11 protein-coding genes are annotated in these 15,345 nt (G+C 73.1%); 3 read left to right on the forward strand and 8 right to left on the reverse strand.

Annotated features, from left to right (window positions below):
- Positions 1–99: 99 nt before the first annotated feature.
- Complete coding sequence (locus tag AB0368_RS30525; protein ID WP_366157464.1) at positions 100–492, forward strand: VOC family protein; 393 nt, start codon at positions 100–102, stop codon at positions 490–492.
- Between the two features lie 43 nt (positions 493–535).
- The gene (locus tag AB0368_RS30530) at positions 536–1,708 is read left to right on the forward strand and encodes a CapA family protein (protein WP_366157465.1); all 1,173 of its coding nucleotides are present in this window, start codon (positions 536–538) and stop codon (positions 1,706–1,708) included.
- On the opposite strand, the gene AB0368_RS30535 is transcribed toward AB0368_RS30530, so the two are convergent.
- The 8 genes from AB0368_RS30535 to AB0368_RS30570 form a co-directional block, all read right to left on the reverse strand.
- Positions 1,692–3,434 carry an ABC transporter ATP-binding protein gene (locus AB0368_RS30535; RefSeq protein ID WP_366157466.1) on the reverse strand — a complete coding sequence of 581 codons (1,743 nt, stop codon included), beginning with the start codon at positions 3,432–3,434 and terminating at the stop codon, positions 1,692–1,694. The genes AB0368_RS30530 and AB0368_RS30535 overlap by 17 nt on opposite strands.
- The gene (locus AB0368_RS30540; protein WP_366157467.1) at positions 3,431–5,128 is read right to left on the reverse strand and encodes an ABC transporter ATP-binding protein; all 1,698 of its coding nucleotides are present in this window, start codon (positions 5,126–5,128) and stop codon (positions 3,431–3,433) included. Before AB0368_RS30540 ends, AB0368_RS30535 begins: the two co-directional genes overlap by 4 nt.
- Before the next feature lie 200 nt (positions 5,129–5,328).
- Positions 5,329–7,884 (reverse strand): class III lanthionine synthetase LanKC, encoded by a 2,556-nt coding sequence (lanKC, locus tag AB0368_RS30545; RefSeq protein ID WP_366157468.1) that lies wholly within the window; start codon positions 7,882–7,884, stop codon positions 5,329–5,331.
- Entirely contained in the window at positions 7,881–8,903 is a 1,023-nt protein-coding gene (locus AB0368_RS30550) for a radical SAM protein (RefSeq protein ID WP_366157469.1), read from the reverse strand. The genes lanKC and AB0368_RS30550 overlap by 4 nt, the downstream gene beginning before the upstream one ends.
- 51 nt (positions 8,904–8,954) lie before the next feature.
- Positions 8,955–9,884: a sporulation-delaying protein SdpB family protein gene (locus tag AB0368_RS30555; protein ID WP_366157470.1), complete on the reverse strand. Its 930-nt coding sequence runs from the start codon at positions 9,882–9,884 to the stop codon at positions 8,955–8,957.
- Complete coding sequence (locus AB0368_RS30560) at positions 9,872–10,405, reverse strand: hypothetical protein (RefSeq protein ID WP_366157471.1); 534 nt, start codon at positions 10,403–10,405, stop codon at positions 9,872–9,874. The genes AB0368_RS30555 and AB0368_RS30560 overlap by 13 nt, the downstream gene beginning before the upstream one ends.
- On the reverse strand, positions 10,398–10,556 hold the full coding sequence (locus AB0368_RS30565; RefSeq protein ID WP_366157472.1) for a hypothetical protein: 159 nt from the start codon (positions 10,554–10,556) through the stop codon (positions 10,398–10,400). Before AB0368_RS30565 ends, AB0368_RS30560 begins: the two co-directional genes overlap by 8 nt.
- 25 nt (positions 10,557–10,581) lie before the next feature.
- Entirely contained in the window at positions 10,582–13,686 is a 3,105-nt protein-coding gene (locus tag AB0368_RS30570; RefSeq protein WP_366157473.1) for a BTAD domain-containing putative transcriptional regulator, read from the reverse strand.
- Between the two features lie 241 nt (positions 13,687–13,927).
- On the opposite strand from AB0368_RS30570, the gene AB0368_RS30575 reads away from it, so the two are divergent.
- Positions 13,928–15,295 carry a M14 family zinc carboxypeptidase gene (locus AB0368_RS30575; protein WP_366157474.1) on the forward strand — a complete coding sequence of 456 codons (1,368 nt, stop codon included), beginning with the start codon at positions 13,928–13,930 and terminating at the stop codon, positions 15,293–15,295.
- Positions 15,296–15,345: the final 50 nt, after the last annotated feature.

The raw sequence follows: 15,345 nt of genomic DNA on the forward strand, positions 1-15,345 counted from the left end.
CGCTCGGCCCCTTGTTTCGGGCTGCCCGAGGTACCTCTTCGGGTGACTCCGGCCGGTCTTGCCCGGGCGTAGCGTGAGTGCCTGGACCAGGGAGGAACCATGCTGAACCACAGCGCAGTGGAAGCCAACATTCCCGCCGCCGACCTCGACCGAGCCCGCAGCTACTACGCCGACAAGCTCGGTCTGACTCCCGTCGCCGAATTCGGCGAGGAGGCGTTGCGATACCGGACTGCCGGCGGAACGTTCTTCAATCTGTACAAGACCCAGTACGCGGGGCAGGCGGGTCACACCATCGCCCAGTGGCACGTCGACGACGTCGACGGAGAGGTCCGTGACCTGGTCGCCAAGGGTGTCGTCTTCGAGGTCTACGACATGCCCGGCGTCGAGTGGAACGGCCAGGTCGCCAGCATGCCGGGAATGGGCAAGGCGGCATGGTTCAAGGACAGCGAGGGCAACATCATGTGCATCGACGACGGCGCGCCCAGCAGCTGACCCGCATCAACGGGCTTGATTGCCGTGGTTACCGTGCCCGTCGATGACCATCTACCGCACCTCTCCGCCTCCGCCGCGCCGCGGCCTCGCCGGCCGGCCGATCCTTACCGTCACCATTGCCGTCGCCGCGCTGGTCAGTGCTGGACTGGGGAGCGTGGCATGGGCCAACCGCGGGCACCGGGAACCCTCCGCAAGCCCGCCGCCCGCGGCATCGGCGCCGTCCGGCGTACCGTCGGCGCCGGGTGGCCGGGCCGGGAGCATTTCGCTGTCAGCCACCGGAGACATCATCATGGGGCAGGCGCCGGGCCGGCTCCCGGCGGGTGACGGCCGCGGATTCTTCGACGGGGTCGAGCGGGTGCTTGCCGCGGACCTGGTGATGGGGAATCTGGAGCAGACCCTCACCGAGGACACCGGGTTCCGCAAGTGCGGTGCCGGCAGTGGTCGATGCTTCGCGTTCCGGACGCCGCCGTCCTATGCCGCGCACCTCAAGGCCGCCGGTTTCGACCTGCTGAACCAGGCCAACAACCACGGCGGTGACTTCGGCGACGCCGGCTTCGCCAACACCCGGAAGGCGCTCGAGGCGCACGACCTGCGGCACACCGGCGCCGAAGGCGAGATCAACGTCGTGGACGTCCGGGGCGTGCGCGTGGCCGTCGTCGGATTCGCCCCGTACGAGAGATTCAACGACCTGCGAGATCTGGCGGCGTCGCGTGCTGTGGTGCGACGTGCCGCAGGGCAGGCCGACCTGGTGGTGGTGCAGGTGCACATGGGTGCGGAAGGAGCGGACTACACCCACGTCCGGCCGGGCAGCGAGTTCCTCGGCAGCGAGAATCGGGGCGACCCGATCGCGTTCGCGCATGCTGTCGTGGACGCGGGCGCTGACCTGGTCGTCGGTCACGGGCCGCACGTCCTGCGGGCGATGGAGTTCTACAAGGGCCGGCTCATCGCGTACAGCCTCGGCAATTTCAGCTCCGGCCCGGCACCGCTGAAGAGCGACGGTGTCCTCGGCCGCGGCGGTGTTCTCACCGTCTCCCTCGCCCCGGACGGGAAGTGGACCGGCGGCACGTTCCACCCCACGATGATCAACTCCGCTGGTCGGCCGGTGCCGGACCGTGCGGGAAGAGGCCGGGATGCAGTGGCGGGGCTGTCCGCCGAGGACTTCCCCAGCAGCGGTGCCCGGGTGGCGCGCGACGGCACGATCACCCCGCCGTCGTGATGTGGTGGCCGCGCACCGTCCAGTGCCCTACGAGGTCGGAATAGGTCGCTGAGCCGGCGATCAGGTCGCCGTGCGAGCCGCACACCGTACGTGGGCCGTCCATGAGCAGGACCACGTCGGCCCGGCGGGCGGAGCTGATCCGGTGCGCGATCACGATGAGGGTACGGCCCTGCTCGGCGAAGGCGGTCTCCACGCGTGCCTCGGTGGCGGGGTCGAGGTGGCAGGTGGCCTCGTCGAGCACCAGCACGCGAGCCTCCGACAGGTACGCGCGGGCCAGCGCCACCAGCTGCCGTTCGCCGCTGGAGAGCCCGTACGGCGCCGCGTCGTACCCGCCCAGCCGCTCGACGACGGCACCCAGGCCGAGCGCGGTGACCGCGGCATCCAGCTGCTCGTCGGTGGCGCCGGGGCGCAGGTACGCGAGGTTCTCCCGCAGCGTGCCGCTGAACACGTAGGCGGCCTGCGGGCTGAGCACGATGCGGCGGCGCAGCGCGGCCGCTTCGATCGTGGTGACCGGGATGCCGCCGAGGAGGACGACACCGGACTGCGGCCGGTCGAGGCCACACAGCAGCCGTGCGAGCGTGGTCTTGCCCATCCCGCTCGGGCCGACGATCGCGAGGTGCCGGCCCTCCGGCAGGTCCAGGTCGAGGTGGTCCACGACCGGGGCCGCGTGCGGGCCGTACGCGAAGGTCAGGCCCCGCACCCGCAGGTCGTGTCCGGCGGCCGGCGCGGCCCGGGGTGGCGGTGGGGCCGGCGGTATCCGACTGGCCTCGGCGAGGCGGTACAGCGCGATGCCCAGCTGCACCAGCCAGTCCCCGACCACGGTGACCAGGGTGCGTATCGCCGGGAGCAGGCTCGCGGTGACGTACGTCAGCCCGCCGACCAGTTGGCCGGCGGTCATCCGGTGTTCGGTCAGCCATGGCGCGAGGACGACGAGCGCGAGCAGCACGCCCTGCCCGCCCAGGGTGATCACCAGGGTGCGGGCGGCCGTCGCCCGGGCCAGCGCGCGGGTCGTGGCGGCGAACCGGTCCACGTCCGCGCCCACCTCGGCGGCCACCCGGTCGCGGGCGGCGCAGGCGACGACGTCCCGCAGGCCGGCCAGCGCGGTACCGGCCGATGCCGCGACCGCCTCCTCGGCCAGCAGGGCGGCGTACTCGCGGCGTGCCAGGGAGGACAGCAGCAGCCCGTACGCGATGAGCGCCAGCACGAGCGGGGGAAGCACCACTGCGGCGACCGCGGGGGCGAGTGCGATCAGCCCGACGGCCGCCGCGATCATCGCGACCGCCGCCCCGCGCATCGTGCGCAGCAGGCCGGACACCAGCCGGCGGACGGTCTCCACCTGGCTGCCCAGCCGAGCCGCCCCGGCCGGGTCCGGCTGCTCGCCGCCGGCCGCGCGGACCAGGGTGGCGGTGACGATCCCGCGCACCAGGCTGTCGCGTACCGGTTCCACCACGGCCGCGAGCCACGGGTAGAGCCGGCGTACCGCGACCATCCGCACCGACCAGGCCAGCGCGAGCACGGCCAGCCAGCCGAGCCCTACGAGGGGGGCGTGCCGCGCGAAGCCGCGGTCCAGGGCGTTGGCCACGACCAGGCCACCGGCCAGCGCCGGCGCCGACTCCACCACCGACCACGCGGCGATCCGGACCAGTGCCCGCCGCTGCCCGCGCAGGGGGTCACGCAGCAGCTGCCACGCGGCCGCTCCGCCGAGCCGTCCCACCGGCCCGGTCACGGTTCCGCCCCGTCGGCGTCGGTGGCGGCGAATACGGCGCGGTAGTCGGGCCGGGCCCACAGGTCGCCGTGCCGGCCGACCGCCCGGAGGCGACCGGCGTCCAGCCAGGCGACGAGGTCGGCGCGGGCTGCCGTCGCGGGACGATGGGTCACCACAATCCGGGTACGGCCGGCCAGCCGGTCGGTGAGCACGGCGCTGATCTGCGCCTCGGTCACCGTGTCCAGACTGGAGGTGGCGTCGTCGAGCACCAGCACCCGGGCGCCCTGGGCGAGCGCGCGGGCCAGCCCGATCCGCTGCACCTCCCCGCCCGACATCGGCGCCTCGGACAGCGGGGTGTCGTACCCCTGCGGCAGCCGCCGGATGAACGCGTCGGCCTGGGCTGCCGTGGCGGCGGCACGGACCGTGATCCCGTCCAGTCCGGGCCGCCCGTACGAGATGGCGTCGTGCACCGTGCGCCCGAGCAGTTCCGGCCGCTCGAACGCGTACGCCACGGCTCCGGCGCCGATCGCGGTGACCGGTACGCCGTCGAGCAGGACGGCGCCCTCGTCCGCCCGTACCAGGCCGCCGACGAGGCCGGCCAGGATCGTCTTGCCGGCTCCGGAACGGCCCACGACTGCCACCGCGCAGCCGGCCGGCACGTCGAGGTCCAGCCGGTCGAGTACGGCCCGCTCCTCCCGGCGTACGGTGACGCCGCGGAAGCTGACCGCGCCCGGCCCGGCCGGCAGCACGAGGTTTCCGGCGGCGGGCACCGGCTCGGCGAGCAGCTCCGCCAGGCGGCGCGCGCCGGCGCGGGCGTACCCGAGTCCGGTGAACGCCTCCACCTGCGCGATCAGGCCCAGGGCGAGCGCCACGTACCCGGCGGCGGCGAGGAACTGGCCGGCGCTGATCCGGCCGGCGGCCACGCCCCAGCCGGCGACCCCGAGGACGGCCAGGTCGACGGTCGCCGAGAGGATCGACCCCTGCCACGCCATCCGGCGTTGCGCGGCCCAGGTGCCGTGCCCGGCCGCGCTGACCCCGTCCAGCGGGGCCAGGACCCGGTCGATCTCGCGCCGTACCGTTCCCGCCGCCTGGACGGTGCGGATGCCGGCCAGCGCGTCCCCGAGCAGTGAGATGATCGCCGCTTGCGCGGTCCGGTACCGGGTGAACATCGCCGAGGTGTCCGCGATGAACCGGCCGAGCACCGCCCACGAGATCGGTGCGGCGACGAGGAACGCGAGCGCGCAGCGCCAGTCGATGAGCCAGAGCGCCACGATGCCGCCGATCGACGTGGCGGCTCCGACGAAGACGTCTACCGCGGAGTCCAGCGCGTGCCCTGCGTCGGCGCTGGCGCTGACCAGCCGGCTGGTCACGTCGCCGGGATCGAAGCGGCGCCGCGCCGCGGTACCGCGTGCCAGAACCACCCCCAGCACCTCGTGCCGCAGCCACCGGGTGCCGGCTGACAGGGAACCCGCTTCGGCGACGGTCGCCAGGACCGTGCACAGCGCGGACGCCGCGATGACCAGGCCCAGCCGGGCGGCGGCCGCGGCGGTGTCGCCCCGGCTCAGCACCGCGTCGGTGGCGGTGGCGAGCGCCGCCGGCAGTGCCAGGCTCGCCACCGAGTTCACCGCGCCGGCCGCGACGAGCAGCGCGGCCCAGCCGGGAGCGCGACGCGCCGTGCGGGCGAGCAACCGGGTAGTCGTCGGGCCGACGGTCATGGATCGGCCCTCCTTAGGGGCATCGTGGTGACCCACCGCCGCGGACGGGGCCGGGCGGTGGGTCACCGGACGGCGCTGCCTCACGATCAGAGGCAGTCGAACGTCGTGATGATGCTGACGCAAGGCCAGGCCGACGGGCCGCTGGTGTCGGCCACGGTCTCCTGCAGCTCCAGGATCTTGGACATGGTTCTCACCTCCTCTCAGGTAGTCGGGGCGGGTACCCGCGCGTCGAGGTACGGAAGTACGGCAGTGCCCTCGAACGCGGTGCTGAGCGCCAGCAGGATGCCCGCGGAACCGGTGGCCAGGTCCATCGACAAGCGCATCAGCTTGTCGCCCGGGAAGGCGAGATGGCCCTGGTAGGTCTCCGCGTGCCAGCCGAGCCGGCGGACGTGGGTGACGATGGCGGCCGGATTCCCCGGCCCGGGAAGGTGGCTGAGTGCGGCGATGAGCCCGGCCCGACCGCGGAACAGGCCCGGTTGGCGGACGAAGGTGCTGCGGCAGCCGTGGCCGATCGCGGCGACCGCATCCCGGAACGCGGGTTCGTCGCGGTGCCGCAGGTACCGCTGCAGGACGAGGCCCAGGCCGCCGCTGCCGCCGTCGAGGTAGAGCAGGTACCGCCGGCCCCCCTCGACCAGTTGGAGGCTGCCGTTGGCGAGGCGTTCGCCGCGGGCCAGGTCGGCGCGCAGGGCCGCTTCGGCGAGGTCGAGGTAGCCGGGGTCGCCGGTGTCCTCGTACAGGTGCAGGAGGAACAGCGCCGGGCCGCTCATCCCGCGCAGCAGCCCGCCCCGCCCGGACGGTGCCGGTTGGCCGGCGGCGACCGCGCGGATCATCGGCGCCAGGGCGTCGACCATCCGGGTGGCGGCGGCGTGCAGCCGCTCGTCGCCGGTGACGCGGGCGAAGTGCAGCAGGCTAACCCCGGCGCCGGCCACCCCGCCGTACAGGCCGGGCGTGGTGAGCGGGAGACCGACGGCGCGGCGTACGAGGTCCAGGGCTTCGTCGGCGCGGCCCAGCTCGAACAGCACGGCCGCGACGCCGAGCAGCCCGTCGTACAGGCCGGGGCGCGGGTTCTGCGCCCGGTGGACGGATCGCAGCAGCCAGGTGACGTACACGTCGGGAATCTCGGCGCCGGTGACGTGCAGCGCGTGCAGCACGCCCGCCGCGCCGTGCGCGAGGGTGTACCCGCCGGTGGCGAACTGGTTCGGGTCGCCCGGGAACAGTCGGTCGGCGCGGTCCGGGGTGGCGCCGGCGTGGATGCCGGCGAGCAGCGACGCACGGATGGCCCGCCAGTCCGGCTGGTCGCCGCCGAACAAAGCGGCCGGGCCGGCATCCGGCGCCGGCAGGGCCGTGCCGAGCGCCTGGGCCAGCTCGCTGGGGAAAGTCTCCGGCAGGCCGTAGAGCTGCTGCGCGCTGCCGGCCAGGCGGGTCAGGGCGGCGGGGCCGCGGACCAGACCGCCGGTGACCGGCAGGAACAGCCACAGCCGGATGCAGTGGAACAGATACCAGTCGGCCGCCGCGCCGGACAGGCCTCGCGGGACGGTGAACCCGGGCGCGGCCAGGGCCGGCGTGCGCTCGTCATCGAGGTCGGTGGCCAGCTCGAAGTCGACGAGCACCACGCGGCCGTCCGGGCACACCATCACGTTGGCCGGGTGCAGGTCGCCGAACCGGATGCCGCGCGCATGCACCTCGGTCAGGGCACGTTCCAAGGCGGACATCACGTCGTGCACCCACTCGACGTACTCGGCCACCGCGATCGGATCGGGATCCGGGTCCAGCAGGGGCTGGCGCTTCACCATGGCATCGAGCAGGTTGTCGCCCTCGACGTACTCCTCGACGAGGAAGTGGTGTTCCCAGGCAGGGACGAAGCCCAGCACTTGGGGTACGCAGGACAGGCCGGCCAACCGCTCCAGCACCGCGCGTTCCCGGGCCAGCCGGGCGGTCGCGTCGACCCCGTCGCGGTCCAGCCCCGCATGGGGGCGCGCCTCCCGCAGCACCACCCGATCGCCGGTGGCGCGGTCCGTGGCGACGTACACGCCGCCGCCGTTGGAGAAGTGCAGCGCGCGCTCCACCTCGTACGGGAAGTCGACGCCCTGGTCGGCATCGTGCCGCTCGAGATGCGGGCGCAGCACCTCCGGTACGGCCACCCACGGCGGTGTCCGGAACGCCGGGCCGCGCACGTCGGGCACCAGCTTCCCGTCCGGCCCGGCCAGCGCCGGCACCGGCTCGCCGTCGGCGTCCGGACAGGTACGGCCGGAGAACCCGCCGTACCGGACGTAGAGCGGCCCGTCCCCGTACCGAAGGTCGCTGAGGATGTAGGGCCCCGATACGCCGGAGAGCAGCGCGGACAGGTCGGACAGCACCCGGCCGAGGTGCTCCTCGTCCACCGGGTACAGGGTCAGTGCCTTGCCGCTGCTGCCGCGGTGGGCGTACTTGCTGTTCGCGATGCGTACCGCGCCGGTGCTGCGCAGGAATTTGAAGGCGACAGCGTGCGCGACGCAGTAGTCCCAGACGATGTCGCAGACCCGGCCCACCTCGTCGAGGGTCGCCGACACGTGGATCTTCCAGCCCTGCTCGGGCAGGCTCGAGTCCGGCGGGCGCAGCGAGACCCACAAACCGCGTTCGGTACGCGTCCAGCCGACCGGCGCCTCCCGGTCCGCGGCCGGCAGGCGCTCGGCCTGGTCGGCGATGCGTTCCGGGGTGTCGAAGAACAGCGGGTCGGCGAGGCAGAAGGGTTGCAGCCGTTCGGGGTTGAGTTTCACCGGGACACCTCCACGGCCACGGCGCCGAACTCGGGCCGCCGGGCGATCCGGGCCCGTACCTCGTCGGAGCCGAACCGCTCGTCGATCCGCCGGGTCGCGGCCGCCCAATCCGCCATGGTGTCCGCGGTGGACAGCGCCTCGGTGATGAACGGGTCCTTCCACCGTGCCTTCGACCGTTCCCACAGCACGTCGAGTGGATCGGTACGGACGTTGCCGACGGTGCCTTCGTAGATGGGCATCGCGCGTACTTCCCCGTCCGGCTCGACCTGCATCATCGAGAAGTCGAAGCGCGCCATCATGTCCGGGTGCATCTGCAGCGCCCGGTTGTCCGTGGTGGCGACGCGTACCCCGGCCGGTACCAGCGTGCGGAGCCGGGCCAGGGTGTCCCGGCTGGTCAGCTCGCGCAGCTGGTCGTCCGTCAACAGCTCCCGGTCGGCGAAACCGGCCCGGCTGGCGAGCCCGGACGGTATCGCCGCGCCGAACCAGGCGAACGACAGGCGCGGGAAGCGCCTCGTCAGGGCGCAAACCTCGTCCAGCTGGTGCAGGTTGCTCTGCACCAGGACGCAGTCCAGCCCGAACGTGAACGGCCGGTCCGTGGCCGCCGCCGCGGCGTCGAAGAGTTCCAGCGCCTTGACCGCCCGGTCGAACGAGCCGCGCCGGCCGCGGATCCGGTCGTGGACCGCGGCGGTGGCCCCGTCCACGCTGACGTTCACCCGGTCGAGCACCCGTACCAGTTCCTGTGCGGTGTCCGGGTCCAGCGGCCAGCCGCCGGTGTACATGGAGACCTCGATACCGGCCCGTGAGATCCGCTCGGCGACCTCGACGATCCTGGGTACCAGCAGCGGCTCGCCGCCCCCGAACGTCACCGCACGCGGCTTCATCCCGACGAGAGCGTCTGCCGTCTCCAGCAGTTCGGCGTGACTCAGTTGCCGGGCCGGGCGCCGGCCGGACTCCGAGTAGCAGTGCACGCAGCGCAGCGGGCAGGCGTACGTGACATCCCAGTTGATCTCGATCTGCACCGGTACTCCTCACCGCGAGCCCACTCCGGTCGCCGGTGGTGGCGACGAGGACTAGACAACCGGTGCGGACTCTCGGAACTGCATCGGCGCGGTATCGGCCGGCGGATGGCGGCGGGTGCCGCCGCTTGCCAGGGTCACCAGCGCGATCATCGTCAGGCCGAAGCTGACCAGGCCGATCAGCACGATGATGAGGCCGTGCAGGGCGATGGCCAGGACGAGGCCGCAGCGGCGGAGCCGCGGCCCGGCGAAGAGGGAGGCGGCGATGGCCAGCTCGATGACGAGGGTGCCCCAGGTCAGGGCGGCGACGATCGGCCGCTGTTCGAGCGCGGGTCCCAGCACGGAGCGAAGCGCCGCGGACGGGCCGTAGTACGGATGGTGGAAGATCTCGGCCAGGTAGGTGCCGTCGCGCCAGGACGGAACCGCCAGCTTGGTGCCGACCGCGGCAAGGTAGATCAGCGCCACCTGCAGCCGCAGCACGAGGTGCGCGGCGTACGCGCTGCCGCCCCAGGCGGGCGGGTACGGGTCGTGGCCGGCCCGCCAGTGCCAGCGCCGGCCGTCGCCGAGGCACATCAGGATGAGCAGCATGGTGGCGATCCGGCCGGCCGCGTCACCACCGTTGGGCACGGTCATCGACGCGCTCAGGCTCACGGTGACGTACCAATGCGGCACGCAGGTCCACCTCGGGCGGAATCCGATAACGACGGCGGCGAGGACGGCGACGGCCACGACCAGCCGGGGCGTCGACAGCCACGGGCCCGGCCCGCCCACGCACCACAGCAGCGCACCGCGGACGCCGCCGCAGCGGGGCCCCGCCGGGTTCTCCGGCAGCGGTGCGAACAGCGCGCGGGTCGGTGTGAAGAGCAGGACGCTGAGCGTGGCCAGGGCGAGCAGTGAGCGCCCGACCGCGAGCTGCCGGTCCCGCGGGTCGAACTCGGCCGCGCGCAGGAGCACTCCGGCGCGAACGCGCGTCAGCGTGCGCATGCCAGTTCGGCGGGAGTGAAGGACTGGACCTGCCACGCGTCGGCGACCAGCCGCTCCCGGGTGAAGACCACGGCGCCGCACAGCGGCCGCCACGCCACCCGGCTGTCCAGGGTGGTCACCGGTGCACCGGCCAGCCGGTCGGCGCAGTCCGTCAAGGCCGGCCGCCCGCAGTCGCGCCACCGCGCGGCCGGTACGGATCCGGCCAGGGTGGCCGCCTCGAGGACGGTGGCGTACTCCTGCCGGCTCAGGCCGCCGCGGTTCCGCGCGGACGACAGCGGCGCTGTCACCGGCTCATATCCGCCGGGCCGGTACACGCCGACGGTCACCGAACCCGCGGCCGTGAAGAAGACCCACCGTTGCGGCCAGAGCAGCTGATACGTGTCCCGCTGGCCGCTGAGCCAGCCGGGCGCGATCGACGCCGGCAACTGGGTGGCCGCGGCCACGACGAGCACCACCAGCAGCGCGGTGATGCTCGTCGTGAACCCTCGGGCGCTGTGCGCCGCGCGGGCCGGTTCATCCACAGGTGATCGGGCCGATGCAGTCCATCGGCGGTGCCGCCTGCCGGGAGCTCCCGGTGTCACCACGGTGGTGGCCCCCGACGGCGGCGCCGACGGTGATGAGCCCGAACAGGGCCGCCGCGATCAGCAATCCGATCAGTACCGGCTTCTTCATGTGGTGCTTCCCCCTCGATTCGCCCCTAGGCCCTGTCCCCCGACAGGGCCGGCACAATGGTGTACGCGTGCGCTATCCGTTCGGTATCGATCATGCGTTCGCCCTGGCCGGCGGCCGTCGGAGCCGGCTGTCCGGGCTCGATGACGGCGCGCAGCAGCCGGGCCTCGACCGCCTCGGCCGGGTACAGCCCCAGCGCCCGTTCCCGGTGCCGCCCGGCCGCGGCCCGGTCGCCGGCCCGCGCCCGCAGCCGCGCCAGCGCGTCGCATCCGCGCGCTTCCTGGATGGAGAGGTCGTTCGCCGCGGCGATCCGCCGGGCCTGCTCGTACGCCGACTCGGCCTGCGCCCATTGCCCCGCGGCCGCCTGTGCGGCGCCGATGACGAGCAGCGACTCGCATTCGGCGTACGGGGCTCCGGCGTCCCGCGCGATGACCAGCCCGGCCCGCCCGTCCGCCAGCCCGCCGGTGAGGTCGCCGAGGTTGACCCGGGCGGCGCCGCGGCCGGCCAGGCTCATCGCCTCGCCGTGCCGGAGCTCCACCCGCCGGGTCAGCTCCAGCGCCCGGTCGAACCGCTCCAGCGCCGCGGCGCCCTGGCCCAGCCGGTCCAGCGCCTGACCCAGGTTTCCCAGCAGCATCGCCTCGTCGTGCACCGCGCCGAGCTCGCGGGCGATGGGCAGCACCTCCTCGAGGTACGCCCGGCCCTCCGCGTACCGGCCCATCGCGATGCACACCACGGCGAGGTTGTTGGTCAGCGCCGCGTACCCGGCCCGGTCGCCCGCCCGCTCGGCCAGGTCGCGGCCGGCCGCGAACGTCTCGTGGGCCAGGCGCAACTGCCCGGCGCGCCGGTAGGTGAAACCGAGGCCGGACAGCTGGCACGCCTCGGCGGCGAGCGCCCCGGTCCGCCGGCTGATGGCGATCGCCTGCTCGAACAGCTGCTGCGCCTCGGCGAACCGGCCCAGTTCACGCATGATCAGCGCGATGCTGCTGAGCATCACCGACTCGCCCGGCGCGTCCCCGAGCTCGCGGGCCGCGGCCAGGCCACGCTCGAAGATCGCGAGGGAGTTGCCGTGGTGGTTCATCCGGTTCAGGAACGGCTGGAGGGCACCGGGGATCTGCCAGGTGTGGTCGAGCCAGCCGTGCTCGGCCGCGTACCGCGCCGCCTCCACGAGGTTGCCGTGCTCGGCTTTCAGCAGGCCTATCGGGTTGGTACCGGCGGGCAGCTCCGGCGCCTGGCCGAGGAACCCGGGCTCGAAGCGGTGCGCGGCACGCGCCATCGGCTCGCACGAGCGCCATGCCAGCCGGAGGTAGTAGTCGAGCAGCCGGTGCGCCGCCGCGCGCAGCTCCGCCTCGCTGTCGTGCTGGTTCGCCAGCTCGTGCGCGCAGTCGCGGACCAGGTCGTGGATCCGGTACCGGCCGCCGGTGCCCTGCAACAGCAGGTTGTCGTCGACCAGCGCGTCCAGGCCGTCCTCCGCCTCCTCGGGCGTGATGCCGGCCAGGGCGGCCACCGCGTACGGCTCGAAGTCGACTCCCGGGTGCACCCCGAGCAGGCGAAACAGTCGCTGTTGAGGCGGGCTGAGATACCGGTAGGAGAGCCCGAGCACCGCGGCGACCGTTCGGTCGCCGATGGTGAGGAAACGGGTACGGCGGCGCTGGTCACGCAGCCGCAGCACCAGGTCCGACACCGTCCAGTTGGGACGGTGGCGCAGCCGTGAGCCGGCGATGCGTACGGCGAGCGGCAGCCGGCCGCACAGCTCGACCACCTCGGCGGCGACCGCCCGGTCCGGCTCCGTCAGCGTCCGGCCGGCCACCTGCTCGAACAGCGCGAGCGCGTCCGGCCCCGGCAGCACGTCGAGGAAGAGGGGACTGGTGCCCTCCAGCCCGCCCAGGTACCGCCGGCTCGTCACGACGACCAGCGTCTTCGCCGCGCCGGGAAGCAGCGGCCGCACCTGGCCCTCGTCGACGGCGTTGTCCAGCACCACGAGCATGCGGCGGCTGGCCATCTGCGACCGCCAGAAGGCGATTCGCGAATCCTCGTCGGCCGGCACCTGCTCCGGGGGCACGCCGATGCCGCGCAGCAGCACGTCGAGCGCCTGGGCAGAGGTCATCGGGTCCTGGCCGGGGGTGAACCCGCGCAGGTCCAGGAAGTGCTGGCCGTCGGGGTAGTCGTCGCGGACCAGGTAGGCGAGGCGTACGGCGAGCGCGGTCTTGCCGATGCCGCCCATGCCGTCGATCGTCGAGATGGCCAGGGCGGTGGTGGCCGAGCGCGCGATGCCGTCGCGGAGCTGGGTGAGCTCGGCGGTCCGCCCGGAGAAGTCCACGATGTCATGCGGCAATGTGCAAGCCACCGCAGCGCTCGGCTGAGCCTGCGCGGCCGGTTCCGCCGGCGCGGCGGCAGGGATCGCCGTGGGGGAGGGGACGGCGTCGAGGAGGATCTGCTCGTGCAGGCGGCGCAGCGCCGCGCCCGGATCCAGGCCCAGCTCCTCGGCGAGCAGCCGGCGGCCCTGCTCGTAGGCGTCGAGCGCCTCGGCCTGCCGGCCGCACCGGTACAGCGCCAGCATCAGGCTGCCCCGCAGAGACTCGCGCATCGGGTGCTCGGCCACCCAGGTAGTGAGGTCGCTCAGGGCGCCGGCCGCCTCGCCCAGCTCCAGTCGCAGCGCGCCGAGCCGTTCCAGGCAGGTGAGCCGCAGCTCCTCCAGCCCGGCCACGGCGCTGCGGATCAGCGGGCCGTCGAGGCCGGGCAGGGCGGGGCCGGACCACAGGGCGAGCGCCTGTGTCAGATTGCCGACCGCGTCCCCGACCTCGCCGTCGGCCGCGTGCCGCTCGGCCTCGTGCACGTGCCGGCGGAACACCTCCGCGTCCAGTTGCTCGGGCCGGATCGCCAGCCGGTATCCGACGTCGGTGGTGTCGATCCGCGCGTCGCCGAAGGTGCCGAGCGAGCGGCGCAGCGCCGCCATCGCGTTGTGCACCTGCCGCCGTGCCGTGGCCGGTGGATCGTCCCACAGCTCGTCGACGAGGCGCTCCGTCGACACGACGAGGTTGGCATTGAGGAGGAGTACGGCGAGCAGCCGGCGCTGGCGTGGGCCATGGAGGGTCACCGGCCGGCCGTCGCATGTCGCCGTCAGCGGACCCAGCACGCAGAAATCCATCTGTTGCCCCCATATGCCCGGGTGACACCCCGTGAGCTGACGGCCGATGGTATACAGCCTGGGGGCCGTGCGCTGACCCTACTGTCGCGATTCGAGCACGTCAGCCCTCGGACGGGAGCACGCTGATGCCGTGTTCACAAATGTTGACGGGAACGACCATATCGATCATCGTGGATACCCAACGTCCCGGTGCACGGTGACGCCGGGCCACCCCATGATCGAGGTACCGATGACCAGGTTCGCCCCCTCCCACCGGTCGCGCCTCCGCAGATGGCTCGCCGCCGCCACGGCCGTCCTGCTACCCCTGCTCGGCGCCGGGCTGGCGGTGCCCGGCAGCGCCGCCGCGTCGGTCCCCACCACGGCCGAGCAGGCCTACTACGACGTGACGTCGCCGTCCACGACCGCTGCCGGTCTGGCCACCGACCTCACCCGGCGCGGCTACGACGTGCTGGAAGGGCCGCTGACCCACGGCGTACCGATTCTGGCGACCGCCGCGGACGCCCAGCGACTGCGGCACCGCGGCCTGACGGTGCACTACGCCGGCCCGCTCTATCAGCCGGTGGCGTCGACGTTCCGGGCGGCGGCCGGCACCTACTACGGCGGCTACCACACCGCGGCCGGGCATGAGGACCACAACCGGCAGGTCGCCTCGGCTCATCCCGACCTGGTCGTCCTGCGCGGCATCGGTCAGTCGTGGCTCAAGACGCAAAGCAGTGGCGGGCATGACATCCAGGCCCTGTGCATCACCAAGATCAAGGCTGGGGACTGCGCGACCACCAGCGGCGGCTCGAAGCCGAAGTTCACCCTCATGGCCCAGATGCACGCCCGTGAGCTCGCGACCGGCGAGCTGGCCTACATGTGGATCGACTACCTGGTGAACAACTACGGCGCGAACGCCGACGTGACCCGGCTGATGGACACCACCGAGCTGTGGGTCATCCCGATCGCCAACCCGGACGGCGTCGACATCGTCTCGTCGAACTCGACCCGGCCCGTCTCCCAGCGCAAGAACGCCCACGACAACGGATGCTCCGGCACCGGCCGGGGCGTCGACCTCAACCGCAATTCGAGCTACCACTGGGACGTCAACCAGGGCACCAAGTGCAGCGAGACCTATCCGGGGACGAACGCGGCCAGCGAGCCGGAGACCCAGGGCATCCAGAACTTCCTGGCCGGCATCTACCGCGACACCAAGCCCAGCGCCGACTTCTCGCCGGCGACCACCGACACCACCGGCACATTCCTCACCCTGCACAGCTACGCCGAGCTCGACATCTACCCGTACGGCTGGACCAACTCGCTCGCGCCGAACAACAACGACCTGCGGACGATCGCCACGGCCATGAGCCAGTCCAACCACTACGACGTCGTGCACGGTGACGGCGGCCTGAACTACTTCGCGCCCGGGGCGACCGACGACTGGATCTACGGCACGCGGGGCGTTCCCGGCTACACCATCGAGGTGGGCCCGGACACCTCCGGATGCAGCGGCTTCTTCCCGCGCTACTCATGCATGTCGTCCTTCTGGAGCCTCAACCGGCCCGCCTTCCTGACCCTGGCGAACGCGGCGGCGCATCCCTACCCGACCGGCCACTGACAGCACGACGGCCCTTCGCGGCTCCCGACGCGGGAGACACGAAGGGCCAC

The organism is Actinoplanes sp. NPDC051475, assembly GCF_040689425.1.
Lineage (GTDB): Bacteria > Actinomycetota > Actinomycetes > Mycobacteriales > Micromonosporaceae > Actinoplanes.